Raw genomic sequence first — 25,230 nt, forward strand, 5'->3', positions numbered from 1 at the left:
TTTCGGCTTTCCGTCCCCGGGTATTCGGCATGAAAGTCCTCGTCACCGGCACTGCCGGCTTCATCGGCAGCCATGTCGCCCAGGTGCTGCTGGCGCGCGGCGACGAGGTCATCGGCTACGACAACCTCAACGACTACTACGACGTCACCCTGAAGCAGGCGCGGCTGGCGCGCTTCATGGACCACCCGCGCTATACCCACGTACAGGCCGACCTGGCCGACCGCGCGGCGGTGGAAGACACCTTCGCCCGGCACAAGCCCGACCGGGTGGTGCACCTGGCGGCGCAGGCGGGCGTGCGCTACGCGGCGGAAAACCCGCACGTGTATGTGTCGAGCAACGTCACCGGCACCCTGCACATCCTTGAAGGCTGCCGGCACCACGGGGTGGAGCACCTGGTGTTCGCGTCCACCAGTTCGGTCTATGGCGCCAACCTGGACATGCCCTTCAACGAGCACCAGGGTACCGAGCACCCGCTGACGCTGTACGCGGCCACGAAGAAGGCCAACGAGTCGATGGCGCATTCGTATGCGCACCTGTACGGCGTGCCCTGCACGGGGCTGCGCTTCTTCACCGTGTACGGCCCGTGGGGCCGGCCGGACATGGCGCTGTTCCTGTTCACCAAGGCGATCCTGGCCGGCGAGCCGATCAAGGTCTTCAACCACGGCCACCACCGCCGCAGCTTCACCTATGTCGACGACATCGTGGAAGGCGTGGTGCGCGTGCTGGACCGCCCGGCCGCGGCCGATCCGGCATGGAACGGCAAGGCGCCCGATCCGGGCACCAGCGGCGTGGCGCCGTACCGGATCTACAACATCGGCAACGAACAGCCGGTGGAACTCCTGCGCTACATCGAAGTGCTGGAAGAGTGCCTGGGCAAGAAGGCGGTGATGGAGATGCTGCCGCTGCAGGCCGGCGACGTGCCGGACACCGAGGCCGACGTGTCGGCCCTGGTGGATGGCGTGGGCTATCGCCCCGCGGTCAGCGTGGAAGAGGGCGTGGCCAACTTCGTGCGCTGGTATCGCGAGTATTACTGAGCGCTTTCGGCGCGGGCCCGCTGCAGGGCCCGGATACCGGGCCTGACGCCTCCCGCGATCTCGAACGCTGCCGATTTTTGCCCCGTGGGCGCCCCTGGCGGCACTGGGTGCCCATTCGCGGCGGCCGGCTTTGCTGCGACGCAGCAGGATTGTAAGATGAAGCGCTTGCCGCGCTTTCTCACGTCCCGTGCATTACGGGGATGGCATGTTCGGCACGTTTCCCGGCTTCGTGCGCCTTCCCGTTGGCGCTGGCTGGAGCAGTTGGCCCGCTTCTTGCGGCCGACTGGCCCGGCGCGCTGCATGCGCGTGATAGGGGCGATCAATCTATGGAGTCAGGGATGAATTGGGTGTTCGAGATCGGACTGGGCTATGCACTGCTTGCCGCGGCGATCTCCTGGGGTGTCCTCAAGCTCCTGCACCCGCTGGCGTCGCGATTGAACCTGCTCGACTTCCCGCTGGGCCGCAAGGACCACGCGCACCCCACGCCGATCATCGGCGGCCTGGCGATGGCGGTCGGCTGCCTGGTGGTGATGCTGCTGTTCCTGCCCGGATACGCCCCCGCGACCACGCTCTCGTTCTTCGCCGCCTCGGTGCTGATGGTGGGCGTGGGGCTGTACGACGACCGCCGCGACCTGCGCTGGTACTGGCGCGTGCTGGCCCAGGTGGTGGCCGCGCTGATCATGATCTACGGTGCCGGCGTGCGGGTGGAGAACGTCGGCGGCTTCCTCGGCATGGACCAGCTCGGATGGCTTTCGGTGCCCTTCACCGTGTTTGCCACGGTGGGCATCATCAACGCGATCAACATGGTCGACGGCGCCGACGGCTTGGCCGGTTCACTGGTCGCGGTCTGCCTGATCATGCTGGCCGCCGCGGCGATGTACGCGGGCAACCCGTCGCTGGCGCAAATCGCACTGGTGATCGCCGGCGTGGTGTTCGCGTTCCTGGTCTACAACATGCGCTTTCCCTGGCAGCCGCGGGCCAAGACCTTCATGGGCAACGCCGGCAGCGCCTGGCTTGGACTGGTGGTGGCGTGGGTGGTGTTCCGCCTGACCCAGAACACCGGCCACCCCGTGAACCCGGTGCTGGCGCTGTGGCTGATCCCGATCCCGGTGATGGACTGCCTGGTGCTGACCGTGCGCCGGACCCGCGAAGGGCGCTCGCCGTTCTCGGCCGGTCGCGACCATATCCACCACTTCATGCAGGACGCAGGCTTCGGCCCCAGCCAGGCGGCCGTGGCCCTGGCGGCGTTCAGCCTGGCCACCGGCCTGGTAGCGGGCCAGATGATGCGCCTGGACGTGCCCAACCCCGTGATCCTGGCCGGCTTCCTCGTCCTGACCCTGGGCTGGTATGCGCTGAGCAGCAACCGCGCCCGGACCCTGCGCTTCTTCGGCGCGATCCGCCGGTTGCCGGTGTTCGGACCGCTGCCGGCGCCGCGGATCTCGGGACCTGTCCCGGGGGCCGGGGCCCGCCGCGGCGACGACGGCTTGTCCGAGGCCGAAGCGCGTGCCGCCGCCCGCGAACGCAAGCGGCGCTTACGCGACGCCGCCTGACTTCGGGGGCACACTGGCCCCCACACCTGCCCGGGTGGTGGAATCGGTAGACGCAGGGGACTTAAAATCCCCGGGCCTTGCGGCCATTGTGGGTTCGAGTCCCACCCCGGGCACCATCATCGAAGGCCGCTCACGCGGCCTTCCTGCGTTTGACGGTTTGCGTGCCGCGATCACTGCGGCCGCCACTGCCCGGGTGGCGAAACCAGGTAAACGCAGGAGACTTAAAATCTTCCGGTCGAAAGACCATGTGGGTTCGATTCCCACCCCGGGCACACCGTTCGATTTCCGTCTTTGGCCGCGCCACGCCCGTGAACCGCTCTATGTGATGATTGGCCCGCGCCGCGCCGGCGCGCATCCGTTGTCGCCAATGACCTACCGCTACACCGCCTGGTTCGCCTGCATCGCCCTCGCCATCGCCGGGATCATCCTTGCCGTCACCTGGTCGCCCAACTGGTGGTGGCTTGTGGCCGTGGCCGGAGCGCTTTCGCTGCTCGGGCTGGCCGACGTGATGCAGCGCACCAGCACGCTGCGCCAGCTGTATCCGGTGTTGGCGCACTTCCGCTACGGGCTGGAGTCGGTGGGGCCGGAGATCCGGCAATACTTCATCGAGCGCGACACTGAGGAGGTGCCGTTCTCGCGCGAGCAGCGGGCGCTGGTCTACCAGCGCGCTAAGCAGGTGCAGGACACGGTGCCCTTCGGCACGATCCACGATGTCTACGGGCAGGACTACGAGTGGATCAACCATTCGCTGGTGCCGACGCATCTGGCTGATCATGATTTCCGCGTGCGGGTGGGCGAGGGCTGTCCGATGCCCTACGAGACGAGTCTGTTCAATATTTCGGCGATGAGCTTCGGCTCGCTGTCGGCCAATGCCATCCGGGCGCTCAACCTGGGTGCGAAGCACGGCGGCTTCTATCACGACACGGGGGAGGGCTCGATTTCGCCCTATCACCGCGAGTACGGTGGCGATCTGGTGTGGGAGATCGGGTCGGGTTACTTCGGCTGTCGCGATGAGGAGGGGCGCTTCGATCCGGAGCGCTTCGCGGCCAACGCGGCGGATCCGCAGGTCAAGATGATCGAGATCAAGCTGTCGCAGGGCGCGAAGCCGGGCCACGGCGGGATGCTGCCGGGGGTCAAGGTGTCGCCGGAGATCGCGCTCACGCGCGGGGTGCCGGTGGGCGTTGACTGCGTGTCGCCGGCGCAGCACTCGGCCTTCGGTTCGCCGGTCGGGCTCCTGGAGTTCGTGGCCGAACTGCGCGAGCTGGGCGGGGGCAAGCCGGTGGGCTTCAAGCTGGCGATCGGGCATCCGTGGGAATGGTTCGGCGTGGCCAAGGCCATGCACGAGACCGGGATCCTGCCGGACTTCATCGTGGTGGACGGCGCCGAGGGCGGGACCGGCGCGTCGCCGGTGGAGTTCATGAACCACATCGGCGTGCCCATGCACGAGGCGCTGATGCTGGTGCACAACACCCTGGTGGGCGTGGACCTGCGCGATCGCGTGCGCATCGCGGCGGCCGGCAAGATCACCTCGGCCTTCGACATCGCGCGCACGCTGGCGATGGGCGCGGACTGGTGCAATGCGGGCCGGGCCTTCATGTTCTCGCTGGGCTGCATCCAGGCGCGCAGCTGCCACAACGATCTCTGCCCCACGGGCATCGCGACCCAGGATCCGAGGCGCTGGTCGCACCTGGACGTGCAGGGCAAGGCCGAGCGCGTGGCCCACTTCCATCGGAATACGCTGCTGGCGGTGCGCGACCTGCTGTGCGCGGCCGGGCTCTCGTCACCGGCCGAGCTGGGCCCGGAGCACATCGTGCGTCGGATCTCGTCGATGCACGTGGGCTCGCTGGCCAACATCTACCAGTTCCTGCAGCCCGGCGAGCTGCTGTCCGGCGTGCCCGAGCGGCACGCCGTGTTCAAGACCTTCTGGCAGACCGCGCGCCCCGACACCTTCGCGCCGCCGCCGCGCGTCCTCGAAATGCGCGCATCGAAGTCGCATTAGGCAAGCTTTTGTAGGAGCAGCTATAGCTGCGAATGCTGCTCCGGTCGCTCCGGTAGCCTCGATCGCTTCGGTTGTTTCGGCTTCGATCGGGGCTCTAGGGGCTCTTCTGTAGTTGGCGTGTCGCGGCTATAGCCGCTCCTACTGGGAGAGTTCCCCGCCGTCCATCCGGTTCACGATGGCGGTGGCGGTCATGTCGGCGCTGACGTTGCCCACGGTCGAGAACATGTCGGGGATGTTGTCCACGGCTAGCAGCAGGCCCAGTGGCTCCACCGGCAGGCCCATGGCCTGGGTCACGGGCAGGTTGTTGGTCATGAAGCTGACCTGGCCGGGCAGGCCCACCGAGCCCATGCTGATCAGCGCCGAGAGCGCGATGGCGGTGACCACCTGCACGCCGCCGAGTTCGATGCCGTACATCCAGGCGATGAAGGTGACCACGCCGATGTACTGCACGGGGCTGGTGATGCGGAACAGCGAGACCGCCATCGGCAGCACCAGCGCGGTGACGTGCAGGGGATAGCCAAGGCGGGTGCGCGCGCAGTCGATCATCGCCGGCAGCGATGCCAGCGACGACTGGGTGCTGCCGGCGATCACCTGCGCCGGGAAGATGCCGACCATGAAGCGCCGCACGGGCTCGTTGGCGGCCATGCGCGCCACGCCGTACAGCAGCACGGTCACGCTGATGTACAGCACGCACAGCAGCAGCACGTACCAGCCCAGCGCGCCCAGCACCGCGAGTCCAACGCGGGCGCAGACCGCCAGCACCAGGGCGAACACGCCGATCGGCGCCGCCCACAGCACCCAGCGCACGACCTGGATCATGGTGTCGGCGATCGACTGCACCAGTTCCAGCAGGCGTGCGCGACGCTCGGGATCGATGCGCGAGGCGGCGAAGCCGAAGAACAGCGAGAACACCACCAGTGGCAGCATGGCGTTGGCCGCGGCCGCCGCCAGCGCGTTACTGGGGATGACCGTGGTGATCCATTCGCCGAAGGCGGGCGCGCGGCCGATCGCGGTGTCGTCGGCGCCGATGGCGAGGCGGAAGCCGTCGACCAGCGCCTGGTCGCGCGGCACCAGCGACAGCAGGCCCGGCGCCATGAAGGCGGTATAGGTGCCGGATGCGATCAGCAGCACGGCGAACACCGCCATTGCCCGGCGCGCGGTGCGGCCGGAGGCAGCCGCATCGGCGGCGGCGTTGACGCCAAGGACCACCAGCGCCGCCACCAGCGGCACCACGGTCATCTGCAGCGCGTTGAGCCAGAGCCGGCCGATGGGCTGCACGAGGTCGGCGATGCCGGCGCCGAGTGCCGGGTCGCTGTATGAAAGGGACAGGCCGACGACGGCGCCGAGCCCGAGGGCGAGCAGCACGCGCGCAGCGTGGGAGACCCGCGGCACCCTCATCAATTTCGGCCCCATGATGTGCCATTCGCCGCTATAGCTGCGATCCCCGCCAGCCATGCGGGTGCCAACCGCATTCGCAGCTGTAGCTGCTCCAACAAAAGCGGCTGCTCCAACACTGGCTGCATCTGTTCGTTCTTCATCCCCACATCATCACTCGATCGGCGCCGCGTTTTCCACCAGCATGCGCAGGTGGGCTTCGTCTTCGCACAGCAGCAGGAACACGAGGTCGAGCAGGTGCTGCAGCGCGGCCTGGTAGAGCAGCAGTTCGACCTGTGGCCTGGGGTCATGGGCGCTGACCAGCAGGGCGATGTCGGCGTGCGCGCGCAGCGCATTCGCGGTGTGGCGGGTGATGGTGACGACCTTGCCGCCGCGCTTCCGGAACAGGCGCGCGGTGTGGCACAGGGCGGCTTCCTGGCCGTGTTCGCAGAGCACCAGCAGGACGTCGCCGGGCGCGGCGGACGAAGTCCCCATGGCCATCAGCGACGGATCGAACAAATGGATGGCGGTACACCCGATCAGCGCCAGCTTGATCGCGATCGCGCGCGAGTAGAGACCGTCACTGCCGATGCCGATCGCATAGACCTTGCCGGCACCGCGGATGGCCTCGGCGACCGCGGCCACGTCGGCATGCGCGTTGAGCGCGCGGGTGACGTTCACCGCTTCGGCCTTGGCACGCCACAGCGACTCGGCGAGCAGTGCGCCGGGGTCGTCGTTGCGTTCGGCCGCTTCGGCCACGTCATCACGGCCATTGGCTGATTCGCGCCGCGCCAGTGATTCGCCGATCGAGAACTTGAGGTCGGGATAGCCCTTGAAACCGAGCTTCTGGCTGAACTTCACCACGCTGGACTGGCTGATGCCCAGCGCGTTGGCCAGCTGCTGCGAGGAGTAGTCGCGCAGCAGGTGGGCGTTGTCGAGCATGTAGTCGGCGATGCGGCGCTCGATCGCCGACATCCGGTCGCGCTCGCCGCGGATCTTCGCCAGTGGCGCCATGCCGCGCTCAGGCTGCCGCAAGCGGTTCGAGGCCGCGCACCGAGCGGATGCCGAGGCCCGGCGCGTCGCTGATGGCGATCTCGGACTCGTTGAACTCGACGCCGCCCTCGACCGGATCGAAGGTGCACAGCGAAGGCCCGTCGAGGTCGACTTTGGTGATCGCGCCGGCCTTGGCCACCGCCAGGTGCACCGCGGCTGCGACGCTGATCGCGGACTCGATCATGCAGCCGATCATGCACTCCACGCCGTGCACTTCTGCAATGTCGGCGATGCGTATGGCGTTCGAGATGCCGCCGGTCTTCATCAACTTGATGTTGATGATGTCGGCGGCGCGGCGCTGGATCAGGTCGATCACCTCGGACGGGCCGAACACGCTTTCATCGGCCATCACCGGCGTATGCACACGCTCGGTGACGTATTTCAGGCCCTCGATGTCGCGCGCGGGCACCGGCTGCTCCAGAAGCTCCAGGTGGATGCCGGCGTCTTCCAGCGCGTGGATCGCGAACACCGCCTGCTTTGGCGTCCAGCCCTGGTTGGCGTCAAGGCGCAGCAGGGCGCGGCCGTCGACCGCGGCGTGGATCGCCTTGACCCGTTCGATGTCCAGGCCGATGTCCTTGCCGACCTTGATCTTCAGCGACTCGAAGCCGCGCTCCACAGCGGCCAGCGAGTCGGCGACCATCTTGTCGATGTAGTCGACGCTGATGGTGAGGTCGGTGGTGACCACCGGATCGCCGCCGCCGCCGAGCATGCGGTAGAGCGGGGCGCCGTACAGCTGCGCCCAGAGGTCGTACAGCGCGATCTCGACCGCGGCCTTGGCGCTGGTGTTGCGCTCCATGGCGGTCTGCACCAGCTGCACGTTGCGGTTCAAGTCGGCGACGTCGCGGCCAATCAGGCGCGGGCCGATGACCATGTTGATCGCCGCGATGATGGAGCCGTGCGTATCGCCGGTGATCACCGCGGTGGGCGCGGCCTCGCCGTAGCCGATGCGGCCGTCGTCGGTGTGGATCATGACCACGATGTCTTCGACCGTGTCGACGGTGCGCAGCGCGGTCTTGAACGGAGTCTTCAGCGGAACCCGCAGCATTGCGAGCCGGATGTCGGTGATCTTCATGTGTGCGTGGTTCCCGTCAGGGCCTGATGCGCTGGATGCTGGTGATGCGGTCGACCGTGGGCGTGGTCGCGTTGGACATCATCGGCAGGACCGGCGTCACCACCACGCCGTTGAGGTGCAGGCGGGTGAGCTCCGTGCCGCCCTCGGGCAGCCAGCTCATGCCGCTGGTGTCGTGGATGACGAAGGGCGCGCCGTCGACGTGGCCGATCACCATCATCACGTGGCCGGGGATGTAGACCAGGTCGCCGGGGCGCGCGTCGCGCAGTGCTTCGACGCGGGCCTCGTGGTTGTCTTCGGCGGTGAAGGGCAGGCGGTTGAGCGCGGGGCTCACGGCCTGCGCGCTGGTGTTGCGCGGAATGAGCACGCCGAAGCTGCGATAGATCTCCGACGCGAAGCCGCTGCAGTCGCGGGTGTTGTACGAATGCCCCCAGCCGTAGCGCTCGCCAAGGAACTTGAAGGACTGGCGGATGAGGTTGGCTTCGGTCAGCGGCAGGTAGTCGCCGGCGACATCATTCGAGCGCGGCAGCAGCGCCGGTTCGAACGACAGCGCGCCGTCTTCGCCGCGCACCGGCAGTTCGACCACGTGCGCCGCGGCAGGAAGCTGGCCGTTGACCTCGTCGGAGCCGGACCAGTCGGCCAGCACCGGCACGCGCACGCCCATTTCAAGCTGCACGTCGGAGACGTCCGGGTTTTCCGGGGTGTACGCGGTGCGCGCGGTGGCGCCGGTCACCACCAGGAACGGCGCGCGCCGACCCCAGGCGTGGATCGCCGCCTTGTCGCCTTCGGCCACGTACTGCTTCTCGATCCACGCGGCATAGCGCTGGCTGGCCACGAAGTACCAGTCGCCGTCGCGGCTCTGGTGGACGATGGCCACCGGATCGCCGGGGAACAGCGCGCTTTCCTGGAAGCGGTCGATGTCGCTGTCGCCGGCGCTGCTGAACACGCGCATGCGGGTGGGGAAGGCGCGCAGGTCGGCGCGGCGCACCACCATGCCGTGGCGCGTGGCCTGGCTGGCCGGCACCGCGTCCAGCGCCAGGTTGGCCTGGATGCGTTCGAGGTCGCCGCGCACGACGACTTGGCCGTGCACGTCGTAGAGCGTGCGCTCCGGAAGCACGGACAGGGCTTCGATCCAGCCGCGTACCTGCTTGCCGTCAAGTTGTGCAGGCAGCGCCTCGATGTCGTGGATCGACGCGTCTTCGGCCTGCATGCGTGCGTTCTGCGCCGCAATCTGCGTTGGCGTCAGGATCACCCGGTCCGGCTGCGCGAGTGCGGAAATCCAGTGCCCGGGCGACAGGTGCGCCTCGGCCAGGCCGGGCACCGCGAGTGGAGGCGAAGGTGTGTGAGCGGGCGTTTGCAACGGCTCGCGCGCGGCCAGCGTGGCTGGCATGGCGAGCAGCAGGCCCAGGAGCAGTGCCGTGATGCGCATGATCATCCCCTTCCCGGCGAACCGGTTCGAAGATCCATCATGGAATACATCATTCGAAGAAATCAATTAGAAAGAATAAATTATTGACGACCTGTGACGGCCATGTTACACAGCCAAGGCAGTACCCCGAATGGACGAGGAGAGGCGTTCAGTGCAGGCGGCATGCAGGTTGAATCCCCCGACGCAACGCGCATCCCTGGCCCGCAGCCTGGCCAGCACCACCGCCGTGGCCGTAACCGTGGCTTTCGTAGGAGCAGCTATAGCTGCGACAACCGCCCCGACCGGAGCCATTCCGGGCTTCGACGGGGTCGCAGCTATAGCTGCTCCTACAAGAGCGGCGCCTTTGGCGATGGAGTCGACTGACCCGCAGGCCGACATCGGCGCGCGCCTTGCAGCGCCAGCGGCCATTGTGACCCTGGTGGACGCCGGCGATTTCGCCGGCGCGGAGACCGCGATCAGCGCCGCGCTTGCGGATGCATCGATCGACCAGGACCAGCGCACCGCGCTTGAATTCCAGCGCGAACGCATGCGCCGCATCCTGATGGACTTCAGCCTGGACGAGGCCGCCGCGAAGGCGCGCCTGCGCCGCGACATCCCCGACATGAGCGATGAAGAATTCACGCGCTGGGATGCAGCGGGGCTGGTCGAGGCACGCGTGATCGACGGCCAGCGCCGCTGGTTCAGCCGCGGACCGTCCAATCTTTACCGCCTGAGCGAAGAGGCGCGCCAGCGCCGCGCCACGCCGCCGAAGTTCTACGACAGTCCATTGGAAACCGCGCACCCGCACCATGCCGAAGTGCGCGATGCCGCGCTGGCCACAGGCGACAGCTCGGTCGCAGCGCGCCGGGTGCGCGTGACCCAGTCGCTGACGGTCAAGCCCGATGCCGTGCCCGTCGGCGAGACCGTGCGCGCCTGGCTGCCGTACCCGCGCGCGATCCCCGGGCAGCAGGAGGGGATCGAACTGGTTTCAACCACGCCGGCCAGCCACAGGCTGTCGCCGGAGCCGACGCTGCAGCGCACCGTTTACATGGAAGCGCCGGCGGTTGCCGGCGAACCGACCAGGTTCTCGGTCAGCTACGAGCTCACCATCCACGCGCAGTACGTCGATATAGATCCGGACAAGGTGGTGCCCGCGGAGATCACGCCGGAGCTCGCGCCCTTTGTCGCCGAACGCGCGCCGCACGTGCTTTTCAGCGACGCCATGCGGCTGAAGTCCGCGCAGGTGGTGGGTGACGAGACCAACCCGTACCGCATCGCGCAGAAGCTGTTCGCAGCGGTCGATTCGATCCCCTGGGCCGGCGCCCGCGAATATTCCACGATCACCAACATCGGCCAGCACGCGCTGGAACAGGGCCACGCCGACTGCGGTCAGCAAACCCTGCTGCTGATCACCCTGCTGCGCATGAACGGCATTCCCGCGCGCTGGCAGTCGGGCTGGATCTTCTCCGACGACAGCTACAACAACATGCACGACTGGGGCTGGATGTACCTGGCCCCGTACGGCTGGGTGCCGATGGACGTCACCTTCGGCCGCCTGCCGGGCGCCGATGCCGGACTCGCCGACTTCTATCTCGGCGGCCTGGACGCGTATCGCATCGCGTTCAATGACGATTACTCGCGCGAGTTCGTGCCTGCCAAGCAACATCCGCGTTCGGAAACGGTCGACCTGCAGCGCGGAGAAGCCGAATGGGACGGGGGGAACCTGTACTTCGATCAATGGAGTTATGACTTCGAGTGGCAGCTGCTGCCACCGGTCATGGACGAGAACACCTGAGCCAAACCATACGTAGCCAATATCTGTTCCGGGGAGTATCACAATGAAGCGCAGCCATACCAAGTTTCGCAGAGCCGCACTCTGCATCGCGCTCGGGGCGTGCCTGTCCACCATGGCGCCCGTCGTCATAGCCCAGAGCGCCACGGGTTCGGTCGCCGGTTATGCCAACGCCGGTGACCAGATCACCATCACCAATGCCAACACCGGGGTTGCCCGCAGCGTGACCGTGGGCTCGGACGGAAACTACCGGCTTGGCCAGCTGCAGGTTGGCGACTATGACCTGCAGGTCGTGCGTGGCGGCCAGCCGATGGGCGACCCGATCAAGGTCAGCGTCCCGCTGGGCGGCACCACGACCGTCAACGTCGGTACCGAGGGAGGCGTGGCCAACCTGGCCGCGGTGACGGTGGTCGGTTCGCGCGTGGTCAATCGCGTGGACGTACGCTCCACCGAATCGGCCACCAACGTGACCCGCGAGGAGATTTCGCGCCTGCCCGTGGCGCAGAGCCTGGCATCCGTCGCGCAGCTTGCACCCGGCGTAGTCGGTGGCAACTCGTCGCTTGGCGGCATTTCGTTCGGCGGCTCGTCGATCGCCGAGAACTCGGTCTTCATCAACGGGTTGAACGTCACCGACTTCTACAAGCGCCACAGCTTCTCGACGGCGCCCTTCGCGTTCTTCAGGGAATTCCAGGTCAAGACCGGCGGCTACTCCGCGGAGTTCGGCCGCAGCACGGGTGGCGTCATCAACGCCGTGACCCGCTCGGGCGGCAATGAGTTCGAGGGCGGGATCGAGCTCACGTTCGAACCGAGTGCCTGGCAGACCGAGGCCGATGACCGCTACTACGACGATGGCAGCGTCAACGTCCGCGGCAGCCACGATCGCAGCAGCTTCAGCAAGGCCAACGTCTGGGCGTCGGGACCGCTGGTGCGCGACAAACTGTTCCTGTTCGCCATGTACGAGCAGCGCGAAAGCAACTCCGGGTTCACCAATTCCAGTGGCAGCAACTGGACCACCAACGACGGCGGCAACGGCTTCTGGGGCACCAAGCTGGACTGGAACATCTCCGACAACCATCTGCTGGAGCTGCTGGCGTTCTCCGACGAAGGTGATTCCGACACCGCCGTGCGTCCATACGACTTCGACACCGGAACCATCGCTCCCGATGCGCCCAGCCGCTCCTCGGCCTCCAGCGGAGGCACCAGTGGCTCGCTGACCTATACCGGGCGCTTCGGCGAGAATTTCACGGCCAAGGGCATGTACGGCGTCAACAAGAGCAGCAGCTTCAACCGCTCGCCGGCGGATCCGCTCTGCGACCTGGTGTCCTACAACAACGATTCCTATGGCGATGTCTACAGGGCGATGGGCGAGCCGACGCTGGGCTGCCATCCGGGTGGCTCGGTGATCGCGCACGAGGACGAGCGTCGGGTGAAGCGCCTTGATTTCGAGTGGGTCCTGGGCGATCACATGCTGCGCTTCGGTTGGGACCACGAGCTGATGACCACCGACCGCACCACGCGCTATCCCGGCCCGACCGGGCAGCTGTTCACGGCGTACGGCGGCACTCCCGGCGACGTGCTCGGCAACGGTGCCGTGCTGCCGGCGGGGGTCGATGTCTTCATGATGGCGCGGCGGCGTTCGGATGGCGGCGTGTTCGACATCGACACCAGCGCGTTCTACATCGAAGACGAATGGAGCGTGGCGCAGAACCTGCTGCTCAACCTCGGCTTGCGCGTGGACAACTTCGAGAACTTCGACGCGGGCGGGAACAGCTACATCAAGCTCGACAACCTGGTGTCGCCGCGCTTCGGCTTTTCGTGGGACATGAAGGGCGACGGCAGCACGAAGCTGTTCGGCAACCTCGGCCGTTACTACATGCCGGTGACCAGCATCATCAGCTATAACTTCGCTGGTGGCCTGACCGACGAATACACCTATTACGTGCTCAACGGCTGGCAGCCTTCGGTCAATCCCGTCAGCGGCGCGCCCTACATGGCGCCCATCCTCGGCGACCAGATCGGGCCGGTGGACGACAGCTACAACCTGTCCAACGAGCCGGTGGACCGTGGCCTGGACGCGGTGTACCAGGACGAGGCCATCCTTGGCTTCCAGACGATGATCAACCAGGCCTGGTCGTGGGGCGTCAACGCGACCTACCGGCGCATGCCCAACGCGATGGACGACGTCCGTATCAACGCGCTGTGCGGACAGCGCCACAGCAACCTCTGGCCGATCGCCAACCCGGGTGAGTCGCTGACCCTCTGGGGAACGACCGACATGGGCTGTGCGCAGGATGGCTGGGTCACCATCGATACCTCGAAAGAGGGGTACATGAAGGCCGGCAGCGACGAGATCATCGGGTATTCGGATCCGAAGCGGACTTACAAGGCGGTGGAGTTCCAGATCGACCGTGCCTGGGACGACAAGTGGGCATTCAACGCCTCCTACCTGTGGTCGCGCCTGGAGGGCAACCACGAGGGCCCGGTCAACTCCGACACCAACTACGGCGATACCGGCATGGTCCAGCACTGGGACCACCCGGCGAACAACGACCGGTATGGCGACCTGTTCAACGACCATCGCCACCAGATCAAGATCCGCGGCAACTACAAAATCAACGAGATGTGGTCGATCGGCGGCACCGTGAGCGCTCTCTCGGGTGGCCCGATCAGCGCGTTCGGCGTGTCCTGGCCGGGCGAGAGCGGCACGGTCGCAAGTCCCACCAGTGAAGGCAGCGGTGGCGGCACCGGCTGGCTATGCGTTGCCAACTGCGACTCGGGTGACCCGTGGCAGGATCGCGTCTACGAACGTTCCGGGCGTGGCGCCTTCGGCCGGATGCCCTGGACCTACAACGTCGGTGCGACGCTGTTGTGGACGCTGCCCGTGGACAATGTCGACCTCAAGGCACGCCTGTCGGTCTACAACCTCCTCAACGACCAGGAAGTGATCAACGTGCGTGGGCGCTATGAAGGCCAGCCCGGCGAGCGCCGTTCGACGTTCGGCACCGGCACGCGCTGGCAGTCGCCGCGCTACGCGCAGTTGGTGGTGACCTGGAACTTCTGACGGCGCGATCCGGCCATGGGTGATGGACCGCCGCCGGCACGCGCCGGCGGCGGTTCCAGCAGGAGTGGGTAGTGATGTTGTCCAATCGAATGTCAGTCCCTGTCGCGGCCGTACTCACGGCCGCTTTTTTTGTTGCGCCGGCCCCAGTGCCTGCTACCGACGTGCCACCGGGCTTGATCACGGCAGCGGTCGACGACGTCGTGGCCCGCTACGACCTGCCCGGGATCGCCGTGGGCGTGCTCGTGGACGGTGCGGAGCCGCAGCTCGAGTTCCGTGGCAAGACCGTAGCGGGCCGCGACGAAGCCATTGCCGGCGACACCCTGTTCAAGGTCGCCTCCAACACCAAGGCCATGACCGCGGCCCTGCTGGCGCGGCTGGTCGATGCCGGAAAGTTGGCCTGGGACGATCCGGTGGTGAAGCACCTTCCCGGCTTCCGGATGCACGAGGACTGGGTGACGCGCGAGATCCAGGTGCGCGACCTGCTGGTCCATAACAGCGGCCTTGGCCCGGGTGCGGGCGACCTGATGCTGTGGCCCGAACCCAATTCCTTTACCCGCGACGAAGTCATCGCCGGGCTTGCCCACCTCAAGCCGCGATGGAGCTTCCGTTCGCGCTATGCCTACGACAACACGCTGTACATCGTGGCCGGTGAAGTGGCCGCGGCGGCGGGCGGCGCGCCCTACGAGGTGCTGATGCGGCGCGAGGTGTTCGAGCCGCTGGGCATGGACGGCTGCAAGGTCGGCGAATGGCGCGTGGACGAGGCCGGCAGCATCGCCGCGCCGCACGGGTGGCGCGATGGCGCGTGGGTGGCGCGGCCCGATGGCGACGTGGTCGCGGACATGCCGATGGCGGCCGCCGGCGGCGTGCGCTGCGGGCTGGACGACATGCTGCGCTGGACGCGCGCCTGGCTGGATCCGGACACGACGGACGGGGCGGGCAGCACCGCGGGTGCCGGCGCCGGCGCCGGGCGCGGGCACGGCCACGGCCCGTGGCTGTCAGCAAGACAGCGCAAGGCCGCCTGGACGGCGCACATGTCCATGCCGCTGACGCAGCGGATGCGCGACTGGAACCGCAGCCACTATTCGGCCTACGGCCACGGCTGGCGCCTGAGCGACGTCGACGGTACCCAGAAGGTCGCGCATACCGGCACGCTGTCGGGCATGTATTCCGCGGTCACCCTGCTGCCCGAGCTTGGCGTCGGATTCGTGATCCTGATCAACAGCGACGCGGGCGAGGCGCGGACGGTGCTGGAGCAGGCGCTGTCGAAGCACTTCACCTGCGCGGCGTCGGACTGCGGGCCGGTGCTCCCCGGGGCCTCCGGTGCGGGCCTGGTGGATCATTACGCGCGACTGCTTGCCGCCGGGCGTTCCGCGGCGGCCACCGGTCGCGCGGACGATGCGCCGCCGCAGCCTGCCGTTCGCCAGCCCGTTCGCACGGGCGAACGGGCGCACTGGCTTGGCCGCTACCGCGATCCCTGGTTCGGCGAGGCGTCGGTGTGCGTGGCCGGCGAAGGCGTGCGCTTCGAGTCGCTGAAGTCGCCGCGGCTGGCAGGCCCGGTGCTGCGGGCAGGGGAGCGCCTGCTGGTCGACTTCGACACGCTCGGGCCCGATGCCGATGCCTGGCTGGAATTCCGGGGCGGCGTTGGCGGTGGGCCGCCACACCTGGCCATGGCCAAGGTCGATCCGGAGGCGGATTTCAGCTACGACTACGAGGACCTCGCTTTCGAGCGAATCGGCGCTTGCCCCTGATCCGGCTGGCGTTTGCCGCCTGCTCCTCTGGGACGCTGTCCGGTCTGTGACGCAGGGCAGAGGTCCCGTCGCGCCCTGGCGGTAGCCTGCTGCAAAGCAGCAATATGGATTCCGCTGCGTCCGGGGAGGGGGGCATGAGGAACGACCCGGGCGCTGACCGGCACATCCTTGTGGTTGAGGACGAAGCCGTGAACCGCAGCGTGCTCTCGCGGCAGTTGGGTCGAAGGCCAGGTCACCTTCAACACGTCGTCCGTGATGGCAGTTCCAATCCACTCATCGCCTTGTCCATATCTGCTGCCTCATTGGGGTTGTTCAATGTCGAATACCAGCAGCGTCGACGTGGCCGTCGCGCACAAGCGGCCGTCACCGTCATGCAGCGTCGCCTCGGCGAACGCGACGCGTCGCCCCATCGAGATAACGCGACCGACGGCGCGCACCGTCCCACTGTTGTCCGTCAGCGGTCGCAGATACGACACCTTCAGTTCGAGCGTGGTGTGCCCGCGCCCGGCGTCGAGCTGGCTGTGGACGGCAATGCCGCAGGCGCTGTCGAGCAGTGTCGCGGCGTAGCCGCCGTGCACCGAGCCAAGCGGGTTGTAGACGGTGCGGTCGGGCGCGCCTTCGAACACGGCATGACCGTGATCGACCTCGACCAAGGTGAAGCCGAGCGTTTCGCCCATCGGCGGCTGCCCAGGCCCCGCCGCCATCAGGGCGCGAAGCTGCTCGAGGCCGTTGAGCGTGCCGCCTCCCCACATATCCACGGCGCTCACCATGGCTCGTGGAAGGGGCGGACCTCGGCGAGGAACGACCAGGCGTCGCGCGGCTGGTGCGCCAGGTGAAAGACCTCGCCCGCGATCGAGGCGGGGGAGATGAAGAAATCGTCCGCCGCCTCGGGCAACCGTTCGCGCTGCCACGGCACGTCGATCACCGCATCGATGATCAGATAGGCCACGTGCACGCCCTTCGGCCCCAGGTCGCGGGCCAGTGATTCAGCCAGGATCCGCTGTGCCGCCTTGGTCGGCGCGAACCCGGCAAAACCCGCCTTGCCGCGCTGGGCGGAGGTGTTGCCGGTCACGATCAGCGCGCCCTCGCCAGCCGCCACCATCGCCGGGGCGGTCAGCCGCGCGAGGTTGAACAGCGCCATCGTGTTGATGTCGAAGTTCTTCTGCAGCGTCTCCGCCTCGATCTCCATGAACGTGCCGAACGCGCCGCCCACGGCGTTGTGGACGAGCACCTTCGGCATGCCGACGCGGGCGATGGCATGTTCGAGCGCGGCCACGTCGGTCACGTCGCACGGCACGGCGATGGTGTCGGGTATCTCGCGTTCCAGCGCCGCGAGGCGATCGGCGTCGCGCGCCAGCATCGCCACGCGGTAGCCGCCCTCGGCGAAGCGCCGCACCAGGGCAGCGCCGGTGCCGGGGCCGACCCCGGTCACGAGGGCGAGCGGTTTGGTGGTCTTGCTGGTCATGCTGATTCCTCCAGGAGCGCGATGTGTTCGCGCACAAAGTCGAGACGGTCGTTGCCGAAGAACATCGCGTCGGCGACGAACACGGTCGGCGAACCGAACACGCCGCGTTCGGCGGCTTCGCGGGTGTTGGCGTCCAGTTGCGCAATCGTTTCGGGCGCGTCGATCCGTTTGGCGATCGTTTCGGCGTCAATCCCGGTCGCGGCGATGACGGCGAGGATGTCGTCCTTCGCGGCGAGTGTCTTGCCCTCGCTCCAGCACGCGCGGTACAGCGCCAGCGTTACCTCGATTGCCTCCGTCGGCGACTCCGCCGCCAGCACCGCACGCGAACAGGCATCACCATCGTTCGCGCGCATGTCGGATGGATTCAACGCGATACCGTAGCGCTGCGCCCAGCGCACCAGGTCGGCGCGGGCGTAGCGCCCCTTGGCTGCGCAGGTGAGCGTGGTCGGCACGTTGCCGACCGCCTCCATCAGCTTCAGGACCATCATCGGCCTGAGTGCGATGTCGACGCCCATCTCGTGTAGCTGCGTAAAGGCAAGGTAGCTATACGGGCTGCGGAAATCGTAGAAGAGTTCAATCGATTGGGTCATTGGGCTGCTCCTGTGGCGAGATTGGCGAGAAGGTGGCGAACGCGGTCGTCGGCACCGGGGCCGGGGCGAAGCTGGGCGCGGTCGCGAGGGACCGCAATGCCGGTCTCGGGATCGACCAGCGCCAGGACGAGCGGTCGCCCGGTTTCGCGATCGATCGTCTCCACGGTCGGCGCGTCAAACCCGCTCGCATTCCAGCAATCACCCCATTCGCGCAAGGCGATGCTGACCTTCCACAGATCGCGGCCCTTGGCCGTCAGCTGGTATTCGACGCGTGGTGGTCGCTCCTGGTACTGCGACGGTTCGACGATGCCGTGCTGCGTCAGATGCTTGAGGCGCGCCGCCAGCGTGGCGGTGGGAATGCCCGTGCTCTCGCGTAGCTCGTCATGGCGGCGAAGTCCGAGCGACAGGTCGCGGATCAGCAGCAGCGTCCAGCGATCCCCGATCAGCTCAAGCGCGCCCGCGATGGAGCACCGCATTCCCGCGAAGGATTTCACTTTCACTTTGCCGATACCTAGTAACTTCAGTTATTGAAGTTTAGGTGTTTCGAGGCTTTTGTCGAGCACACCACCGCTTTGGCAACCGTTCCCTCCCAGTGCGGCAGATCATCCGAGGAACTTCAACGCCGCGCTCCTGCAATTCCTGGGCTGAGCCGCGCACCCGGCGCAGTGCCACGCCCGCACGGCAAAAGCGGCTGAACCCCCGGCGCGTGGATGGAGGGCGCGGGGTCAATGACCGCTTCTGGCGGGAGGCGGACGTCGCTGAAAAACGGAAAATGACGCAGAGCACTATCGTCGAGTCGGAAAGTCGAGCAGAGAGCGTCGATATGCAACTCGGGAGGGAGCGGGCAGGGCGGTGCTACTCGGCCAGCCCGCCCGCCTCGTTGCTGCGAAGCACGCGGTTGAACGCGCGCCAGTGCAGGCCGCCGTTGGAGATGGGCGTCAGGTGAAATGACCAGTAAGTCGGCTTTTCCGGCAAAGTCAGCATCAGCGAGTTGCCGCCAGGGGCGCGCGCGATGACAAGCGGGCCGAAGTCCGGGTGCCGGTGTTCGCCAACGAGTTCAAGATGCTCATCAGCGAGCGGCACGGGTGCCGGCCGGGGTGCGAGCGGTGCGGCTGCCTGCGGGCGGATGACGCTGTCTTGCATTCCGGCCGGTACCAGCACGCGCTGCCTCGCAACGTCGGCGAATGGCGAACTGGAGGCAGCCTGGACCACCGCCGCAAGCAGCGCGAGTGCCAGAGCCAATGTCAGGGGAGACGCTTCGCCCGCGGCCAAATGTAGCCCGACTGGGGCGGGCACCGGGGGTGGTGAGGGTCCTTCTGTGAGGAACTAGACGCACGCATTTTCATGCGAACAGGATTCTGACTCAGGCGCGCCGTCGCACAAGCTCCCGCTCTCTTCTACTGCACGCTCGAAGGACTCTGAAAGTCGGCTTGGCAATGGCCTGTTGACAGCTACGAAAGATGTAGTACTAATGGGGGCGTACTTACCGAGCGCACCCAGATGGCAACTCCCAATCCCACCGAAGGCGAACTGGCGATCCTGCGCGTGCTGTGGTCACGCCGCGAGCCTATGACCGTCCGCGACGTGCATACCGAGCTGTCCAAGGGCAAGGACACGGCCTACACCACGGTACTGAAGATGCTCACGATCATGGCCGACAAGGGCTTGGTGCACCGCGACGAATCCGAGCGCAGCCATACATACCTCGCGGTTCTGCCCGAGCCGGTGGTGCAGACCAACCTGCTTCAGGACCTGATGCGCCGCGCGTTCGCGGGCTCGGCGCTGACGCTGGTGCAGCGCGCGATCGACGACGACACCGCCACGCCCGAGGAGCTCGACCAGATGGCGAAGCTCATCGCGCAGGCGAAGGCGCGGCGGAAAGGTTGATGGACGCGCTCGCCGCGCTGCAGGTGGGATTCGCACCGGCGCTGGCCTCGGCGCTGCTGCATTCGCTGTGGCAATGCACGCTGCTGGCCGGCGCGGCGTGGCTGGCGCTGGCGGCGCTGTCGCGTTCGAGCGCGGCGCTGCGGCACACGGTGGCGATGGGCTTCCTGCTGGCGATGGTGGCGGCACCGGCGAGCACGCTGCTGTGCTTCTGGACGCTCCCCGCGGCGCGGATCAACACGGGCTGGCTGCCGGTGATCAGCGCGCCGCAGGCCGATGCGGTCGGCGGCTTCGTGCAGCAGTCGAGCCACGTGGCGGCGCTGGTGACGCTGTTCTGGCTGGCGGGCGTCGGCGTGATGTTGCTGCGCCGCTTCGGCGGGCTGCGCATGGTGCGTTCGCTGGAGGAGCGCCCATGCGAGCGGCTGCCGGCCGAGTGGCAGCAGCGCGTGAACGCGATGCGACGCGCGCTCGGTATCGGGCGCACGGTGGTGGTGCACCTGTCAGCGGACGTCGTGGGCCCGTTCACCGCACGGCTGTTCCGGCCGGTGATCTGGCTGCCAGTGTCACTGCTCACGCAGCTGCCGCGCGAGCAGGTCGAAGCGCTGCTGGCGCACGAACTGGCGCATGTCGCGCGGATGGACTGGCTGTGGAACGGGCTGCAGTGCGTGGTCGAAGCGCTGCTGTTCTTCCACCCGGCGGCGTGGTGGCTGGGCCGGCGCATCCGCGCTGAGCGGGAGCACGCCTGTGACGATCTGGCGGTGGCGGCCTGCGGGGACGCCATTGCTCTGGCCGAGGCACTCGAGCAGCTCGAGCGTCGCCGGCCCGCATCCCCGCACCTGGTTCTTGCAGCCCACGGAGGCTCACTCATGAAACGCATCGCCCGCCTGCTTTCCGATCCGCCCACGCGCGGCCGTTGGGGCGCACGTACCGGCCTCGTCGTCCTGATCGCGGCGGGGGCCCTGCTCGTCTCACAGATCGGCATCTCCGGCCAGGGGCGACCGGGCATCCGCATCACGTCGACCACCGACGGCGTGCTCCGCACGGGCGATTCCCGCGAGATCGTGGATGTCGGCGTGGCTGGCAAGCGCGTGTACCGCAGCAGCATCGATGCACAGGGGCGTCTGGTCGAGACCTACACGGTGGATGGGAATGTGCGGCCGATCGACGGCGGCGTGCGCCGCTGGGTCGCGGAAGTCGCGCGACTGAGCGTGCCGCCCCCGCCGCCTGCACCGCCAGCCCCGCCCTCGCTTGATGCGCCGCCTGCTCCACCGGCGCCGCCTGCTCCACCGGCCCCGCCCGCGCCGCCTCCGATCACCGATGACGCGATGTTCCAGCGCCTGCTGCAGCTCACCGCGACTGATCGCACCGTGGTCGCGAAGCTCGGCAGCCCCGTCGTGCTCGCATCGAACGACGTGGGCGGACGCATCGACATCGGCGGCGGCACGCGGCCCGATGACGCCGCCGACGTGCGCATGCGCCTCAGCGGCCCCAAGGGGCGGATGGACGTGCTCGTGGATGCGCGACTGGACCGGGGCGAATGGTCGATCGACACGATCAACTTCGAAGGCGTATCCAGCTGAGTTTTTTTGCCCCCGCTTACTAGCTGATTAGTAGACCGCCCGCGGCGATGCCGCCCTGACCGAATGGATGTCCAAATGCGCCTCAATACCCTCGCTTTCACCCTCATCCTGACTCTGGCCCTTCCTGCCGGCGCGCAGCAAACCCCCACGACTCCGATCGCCGCCGCCGAGCGGCAGGCCGTCGTCACCACGCTCGCCTCGAAACTGCAGGCGAACTATGTCTTCCCCGATGTCGCCAACACGCTTGTTGCTACGCTGCGCGAGCGCGCCCGGGCCGGTGCGTATGCCGACGCGAAGGACAACGCGGCGCTCGCCACGCTGCTGTCGAAGGACTTGCGCGAGTTCGGACGTGATGGCCACTTCGGCGTGCGCGTGCGGCCGGACTTTCGCGAGCGTCCCGCCGGCCCGCGCCAGATCCCCGGCGCGCAGGACGTCGCGGACGCCCGCGAGGAGGCGGCGCGCAACGGGTACGGCATCGAGAGCGTGGAGCGCATGTCCGGCAACGTGGGCTATCTCGACCTGCGCGGCTTCTGGCCGGCGGAGTTCGCCGCCGACGGCTTCGCCGCGGCCATGACGCTGCTATCGGGAACCGACGCGCTGATCCTGGACCTGCGCCGCAACGGCGGCGGCGACCCGGCGGGAGTCGCGCAACTGATGAGTCACTTCTTCGCGGTCACCGACGTGCGCCACCTCAATGACATCTACAAGCGCGCGGACGATACGACCCGCCAGTACTGGACCGACCCAACCGCGGCGCCGCGCTACTCGAAGCCCGTGTACGTGCTGACATCAGGACGCACGTTCTCCGGCGGCGAGGAGGCGGCGTACAACTTCCAGACGCAGAAGCGCGGCACGCTGGTGGGCGAGACGACAGGCGGAGGCGCGAACCCGGGGGAGCTCTATGCGATTGGCCACGACCTCGTGGCGTTCATCCCGAACGGGCGTGCGATCAACCCGGTCACGAAGACGAACTGGGAGCACGTGGGGGTCAAGCCCGATGTGGAGGTGCCGGCGGGCGAAGCAAAGAAGACGGCGCATGTCGCGAGCCTGCGCCTGCTGATCGCTCAGGCGGATGATGCGGCGCGCAAGGCGACGCTGGAGAAGGCGCTCGCGCAGGTGGAGTCGGGCGCTGCGGAGACGGTCGACTACGCGCGGCGACGGTGAGAGATGGCCAGAAGAACCGAGTCTCCACTTAGGGAGTCCGCCCGGATCGTCTCGTCTTGGGTCACGTCTGTTGGACTCGACCGACACGCGTACGGAACTCACGGCATGCGCCGAACGAAGGCCTCGTTGATCTACCGTCGGACCAAGAACATCCGCGCCGTCCAGATCCTGCTCGGTCATACCAAGCTCGAAAGCACGCTCCGCTACTTCGGCATTGAGGTCGAGGATGCCTTGGAGATGGCAGAGCAGACTGAGGCGTAGGCGCCCGATAGCGGACACGTCGCCGAAGGCAGGTAACAAGGGCAGATGTCGGCTTCCGACCCGTGCCGAAGCCGGCCTCGGTGGCGATCTGCTCGGCGAGTCCGATACCTTCTGAAGAGGTAACGCCTATCTGGCTTGATTATCGGGATTTGGCGCGCATGTCTGTTATCGACGCGGCAACTCGTGGCAACTGCGGCGAAACATCACATCGAAGAGGAACCCATCATGCGCAAGGTCTTCATCATCGGCGGCTCGGGCAAGGTTGCGCGCCGCCTCGCGCAACAGCTCGCGGCGCGCGGCCATGAACCGCGCTCGCTGTACCGCAAGCCGGAGCAGGCCGACGAACTCGAGGCCCTGGGCGCCGTCCCGGTCCAGGGCAACCTGCTGGAACTCGACGCGGACGGACTGGCGCAGTGCATGGCCGGCAGCGACGTGGTCGTGTTCTCGGCCGGCGCCGGCGGCAAGGGCGGAGCGGAGATGATCGACGCCATCGACGGCCGCGGGCTGGAGCTGGCGGTCGCGGCGGCGCGGCAGGCGGGCATCCAGCGCTTCCTGCTGGTCTCGGCCTTCCCCGAGGCCTCCCGCGGCAAGCAGGTGTCGGAGACGTTCGAGCACTACATGGCGGTGAAGAAACTCGCCGATGTGCATCTGGCCGAGTCCGACCTGGACTGGGTGATCCTGCGCCCCGGCACGCTGCGGGACGCGCCCGGTACCGGCAAGGTGCACACGGGCCTGGCCATTCCCTACGGCGACGTGTCACGCGATGATGTGGCCGCGACGCTGCTGGAAATCATCGAACACCCGGCGGTGAGCCGCATCATCATCGAGCTGACCGAAGGCGAGGCGCCGGTTGCCGAGTCCGTGGCGCGCCTGGCACGCGCCTGAGTCGCAGGCCTTCCTCGGCTACCTGAGTTGCCGAAGCAGGCAGAGCGCGTCCTCACGCTTGGCGTCCATCAGGCGGATCGCAGGTGGCAGGCGGAAACCCGCGCCGGCAACGGCGGCCTCAATGTTTTCCCAGGTCCGCGCATCCAGCGCAATGGCGCGGAGCACGCGGACGAGCCCAGCAAGTTCTCCGGCTCCCAATCCACTCGACCAGAGGCCGGCTACCACGTTGATCAGCGGCACAGTGAGCGGCCTGAACTCCAACCCGTCGCGCGCAAACAGTGCCTGGACCAGATCCCCCCGGTCGCCATCCAGCGTCCGCAGTATCTGGAACACCTGCCCTGCACCTTTCATGCCCAGGGGTTCCAGCCGCGCCGCCAACACTGCGCCCATGCTCGCGGCCCCGTGGAGGTCGAGGCCGCGAGCGAGCGCCCGGGCGGCTTCTTCGGGGTCCAGCCGCAGGTCAGGATCAAGCAGGCCATCGACGATCACGACCTGTGCCGGTGCAGCGATGGCATCCAGGTCGCCGCGGACGATGGGGGCGCGGTACTCCGCATCCAGGACAGCGCGCGCGTCCGGTCCGGTGAGGCTCAGGCCCAGGAATACGATCGGCCTCACGTGTTCCCTCGTGACGCGGGACCGTGGATCAATTCGGCCAGGCGGAACCGAGGATGATGGAACAGAAGTCGGTCCGCCGGTATCCCGGCACCTTCAGCGCCAGCACGTCCGCCTTCACGTTGCCGAACGCGGTGTCCGGCTTCTTCCTGATGCCATCGGCGAAGTGGTCGATGATGCCTTCCTTGAAGTTCGCCTCGCGGGGATGACAGGCACAGACCTCGTGGCGCTGCTCCTGGCTGAACTCGTCGTAGGCGATGCCGAGCACGTCCATCTCGACGCCAGCGGTCACCAAGGCCACGGTCGGCCGCATGTGCGCGGGGATGCCGGGCGTCGTATGCAGTGCGATGGCCGTCCAGACGTCCTCGACGTCGCGCTCGGGCACGTCATAGCCGTTCATGAAGTCGCGCGCTGCGTTGGCGCCGTCGACCTCGAAGCGCAAGTCGGCGCTCGAGTACCGCTCCGTCAGGCCCATGTCGTGGAACATGGCACCCAGGTAGAGCAATTCCGGATCGTATGCGAGGCCGCGCCGGTTGCCGGAAAGCGCCCCCCAGAAGAACACGCGCCGGCTGTGGTTGTAGAGCAGGTCGTCTTCGGTGTCGCGCACAAGCTGCGTGGCGGCGCGCACCAGCGGGCTGTCGGGCACCCGGATGCCTGCGATGGTCTCGGTCATGGGAATCCACTCCAGGAAATACTGCCCT

22 protein-coding genes and 2 tRNA genes are annotated in these 25,230 nt (G+C 67.4%); 13 read left to right on the forward strand and 11 right to left on the reverse strand.

Annotation, left to right across the window (positions count from 1 at the left end):
* The first annotated feature begins 29 nt into the window (after window positions 1-29).
* The 5 genes from ACW7GZ_RS11610 (at window position 30) to ACW7GZ_RS11630 (ending at window position 4,583) form a co-directional block, all read left to right on the forward strand.
* A complete protein-coding gene (locus ACW7GZ_RS11610; protein ID WP_457002266.1) occupies window positions 30-1,034 on the forward strand; it encodes an NAD-dependent epimerase in 1,005 nt (334 codons plus the stop codon).
* Between the two features lie 338 nt (window positions 1,035-1,372).
* Entirely contained in the window at window positions 1,373-2,584 is a 1,212-nt protein-coding gene (locus ACW7GZ_RS11615; RefSeq protein ID WP_457009339.1) for an MraY family glycosyltransferase, read from the forward strand.
* Window positions 2,585-2,612: 28 nt separating this feature from the next.
* Window positions 2,613-2,700, forward strand: a tRNA-Leu gene (locus tag ACW7GZ_RS11620).
* Window positions 2,701-2,771: 71 nt separating this feature from the next.
* Window positions 2,772-2,856 (forward strand) — tRNA-Leu (locus ACW7GZ_RS11625).
* Window positions 2,857-2,951: 95 nt separating this feature from the next.
* Window positions 2,952-4,583, forward strand: coding sequence for an FMN-binding glutamate synthase family protein (locus tag ACW7GZ_RS11630; protein ID WP_457009341.1), 1,632 nt, complete (start codon window positions 2,952-2,954; stop codon window positions 4,581-4,583).
* A 138-nt stretch (window positions 4,584-4,721) separates the two neighbouring features.
* Here ACW7GZ_RS11630 and ACW7GZ_RS11635 read toward each other — a convergent pair whose 3' ends face one another.
* The 4 genes from ACW7GZ_RS11635 to ACW7GZ_RS11650 form a co-directional block, all read right to left on the reverse strand.
* Complete coding sequence (locus tag ACW7GZ_RS11635; RefSeq protein WP_457009343.1) at window positions 4,722-5,996, reverse strand: dicarboxylate/amino acid:cation symporter; 1,275 nt, start codon at window positions 5,994-5,996, stop codon at window positions 4,722-4,724.
* A 135-nt stretch (window positions 5,997-6,131) separates the two neighbouring features.
* Window positions 6,132-6,971, reverse strand: coding sequence for a MurR/RpiR family transcriptional regulator (locus tag ACW7GZ_RS11640; RefSeq protein WP_457009345.1), 840 nt, complete (start codon window positions 6,969-6,971; stop codon window positions 6,132-6,134).
* Between the two features lie 7 nt (window positions 6,972-6,978).
* Window positions 6,979-8,082: a dipeptide epimerase gene (locus ACW7GZ_RS11645; RefSeq protein ID WP_457002276.1), complete on the reverse strand. Its 1,104-nt coding sequence runs from the start codon at window positions 8,080-8,082 to the stop codon at window positions 6,979-6,981.
* Window positions 8,083-8,098: 16 nt separating this feature from the next.
* Entirely contained in the window at window positions 8,099-9,508 is a 1,410-nt protein-coding gene (locus ACW7GZ_RS11650; protein ID WP_457009347.1) for a C40 family peptidase, read from the reverse strand.
* A 349-nt stretch (window positions 9,509-9,857) separates the two neighbouring features.
* Here ACW7GZ_RS11650 and ACW7GZ_RS11655 point away from each other — a divergent pair, with 349 nt between their 5' ends.
* The 3 genes from ACW7GZ_RS11655 to ACW7GZ_RS11665 all read left to right on the forward strand — a co-directional run bounded on the left by ACW7GZ_RS11655 (window position 9,858) and on the right by ACW7GZ_RS11665 (window position 16,088).
* Window positions 9,858-11,282 (forward strand): transglutaminase domain-containing protein, encoded by a 1,425-nt coding sequence (locus ACW7GZ_RS11655; RefSeq protein WP_457009349.1) that lies wholly within the window; start codon window positions 9,858-9,860, stop codon window positions 11,280-11,282.
* A gap of 112 nt (window positions 11,283-11,394) precedes the next feature.
* The gene (locus ACW7GZ_RS11660) at window positions 11,395-14,340 is read left to right on the forward strand and encodes a TonB-dependent receptor (protein WP_457009351.1); all 2,946 of its coding nucleotides are present in this window, start codon (window positions 11,395-11,397) and stop codon (window positions 14,338-14,340) included.
* Window positions 14,341-14,513: 173 nt separating this feature from the next.
* The gene (locus ACW7GZ_RS11665; protein WP_457009352.1) at window positions 14,514-16,088 is read left to right on the forward strand and encodes a serine hydrolase; all 1,575 of its coding nucleotides are present in this window, start codon (window positions 14,514-14,516) and stop codon (window positions 16,086-16,088) included.
* 299 nt (window positions 16,089-16,387) lie between these two features.
* On the opposite strand, the gene ACW7GZ_RS11670 is transcribed toward ACW7GZ_RS11665, so the two are convergent.
* The 5 genes from ACW7GZ_RS11670 to ACW7GZ_RS11690 all read right to left on the reverse strand — a co-directional run bounded on the left by ACW7GZ_RS11670 (window position 16,388) and on the right by ACW7GZ_RS11690 (window position 19,415).
* A complete protein-coding gene (locus ACW7GZ_RS11670) occupies window positions 16,388-16,855 on the reverse strand; it encodes a PaaI family thioesterase (RefSeq protein WP_457002285.1) in 468 nt (155 codons plus the stop codon).
* Complete coding sequence (locus ACW7GZ_RS11675; RefSeq protein WP_457009354.1) at window positions 16,852-17,553, reverse strand: SDR family NAD(P)-dependent oxidoreductase; 702 nt, start codon at window positions 17,551-17,553, stop codon at window positions 16,852-16,854. The genes ACW7GZ_RS11670 and ACW7GZ_RS11675 overlap by 4 nt, the downstream gene beginning before the upstream one ends.
* A complete protein-coding gene (locus ACW7GZ_RS11680) occupies window positions 17,550-18,143 on the reverse strand; it encodes a DsbA family protein (protein ID WP_457009355.1) in 594 nt (197 codons plus the stop codon). The genes ACW7GZ_RS11675 and ACW7GZ_RS11680 overlap by 4 nt, the downstream gene beginning before the upstream one ends.
* The gene (locus ACW7GZ_RS11685) at window positions 18,140-18,643 is read right to left on the reverse strand and encodes a winged helix-turn-helix transcriptional regulator (protein ID WP_457009357.1); all 504 of its coding nucleotides are present in this window, start codon (window positions 18,641-18,643) and stop codon (window positions 18,140-18,142) included. Before ACW7GZ_RS11685 ends, ACW7GZ_RS11680 begins: the two co-directional genes overlap by 4 nt.
* A gap of 355 nt (window positions 18,644-18,998) precedes the next feature.
* Window positions 18,999-19,415: a hypothetical protein gene (locus ACW7GZ_RS11690; RefSeq protein ID WP_457009359.1), complete on the reverse strand. Its 417-nt coding sequence runs from the start codon at window positions 19,413-19,415 to the stop codon at window positions 18,999-19,001.
* 228 nt (window positions 19,416-19,643) lie between these two features.
* Between ACW7GZ_RS11690 and ACW7GZ_RS11695 the strand changes: the two genes are divergently transcribed.
* The 5 genes from ACW7GZ_RS11695 (at window position 19,644) to ACW7GZ_RS11715 (ending at window position 23,917) form a co-directional block, all read left to right on the forward strand.
* Complete coding sequence (locus ACW7GZ_RS11695; RefSeq protein ID WP_457002293.1) at window positions 19,644-20,030, forward strand: BlaI/MecI/CopY family transcriptional regulator; 387 nt, start codon at window positions 19,644-19,646, stop codon at window positions 20,028-20,030.
* A complete protein-coding gene (locus ACW7GZ_RS11700) occupies window positions 20,030-21,607 on the forward strand; it encodes a M56 family metallopeptidase (protein ID WP_457009361.1) in 1,578 nt (525 codons plus the stop codon). Before ACW7GZ_RS11695 ends, ACW7GZ_RS11700 begins: the two co-directional genes overlap by 1 nt.
* 75 nt (window positions 21,608-21,682) lie before the next feature.
* Entirely contained in the window at window positions 21,683-22,771 is a 1,089-nt protein-coding gene (locus tag ACW7GZ_RS11705; protein ID WP_457009363.1) for a S41 family peptidase, read from the forward strand.
* A gap of 3 nt (window positions 22,772-22,774) precedes the next feature.
* Window positions 22,775-23,032 carry a tyrosine-type recombinase/integrase gene (locus ACW7GZ_RS11710; RefSeq protein WP_457002299.1) on the forward strand — a complete coding sequence of 86 codons (258 nt, stop codon included), beginning with the start codon at window positions 22,775-22,777 and terminating at the stop codon, window positions 23,030-23,032.
* Between the two features lie 225 nt (window positions 23,033-23,257).
* Window positions 23,258-23,917: an NAD(P)-binding oxidoreductase gene (locus tag ACW7GZ_RS11715; RefSeq protein ID WP_457009365.1), complete on the forward strand. Its 660-nt coding sequence runs from the start codon at window positions 23,258-23,260 to the stop codon at window positions 23,915-23,917.
* An 18-nt stretch (window positions 23,918-23,935) separates the two neighbouring features.
* Here the strand turns inward: ACW7GZ_RS11715 and ACW7GZ_RS11720 are convergent, their stop codons facing one another.
* Both ACW7GZ_RS11720 and ACW7GZ_RS11725 read right to left on the reverse strand, forming a co-directional pair.
* Window positions 23,936-24,532 (reverse strand): TfuA-like protein, encoded by a 597-nt coding sequence (locus ACW7GZ_RS11720; RefSeq protein ID WP_457009367.1) that lies wholly within the window; start codon window positions 24,530-24,532, stop codon window positions 23,936-23,938.
* A 28-nt stretch (window positions 24,533-24,560) separates the two neighbouring features.
* Window positions 24,561-25,202 (reverse strand): HD domain-containing protein, encoded by a 642-nt coding sequence (locus tag ACW7GZ_RS11725; RefSeq protein ID WP_457009368.1) that lies wholly within the window; start codon window positions 25,200-25,202, stop codon window positions 24,561-24,563.
* Window positions 25,203-25,230: the final 28 nt, after the last annotated feature.

The sequence above is a fragment of the Luteimonas sp. A537 genome (genome assembly GCF_054052065.1).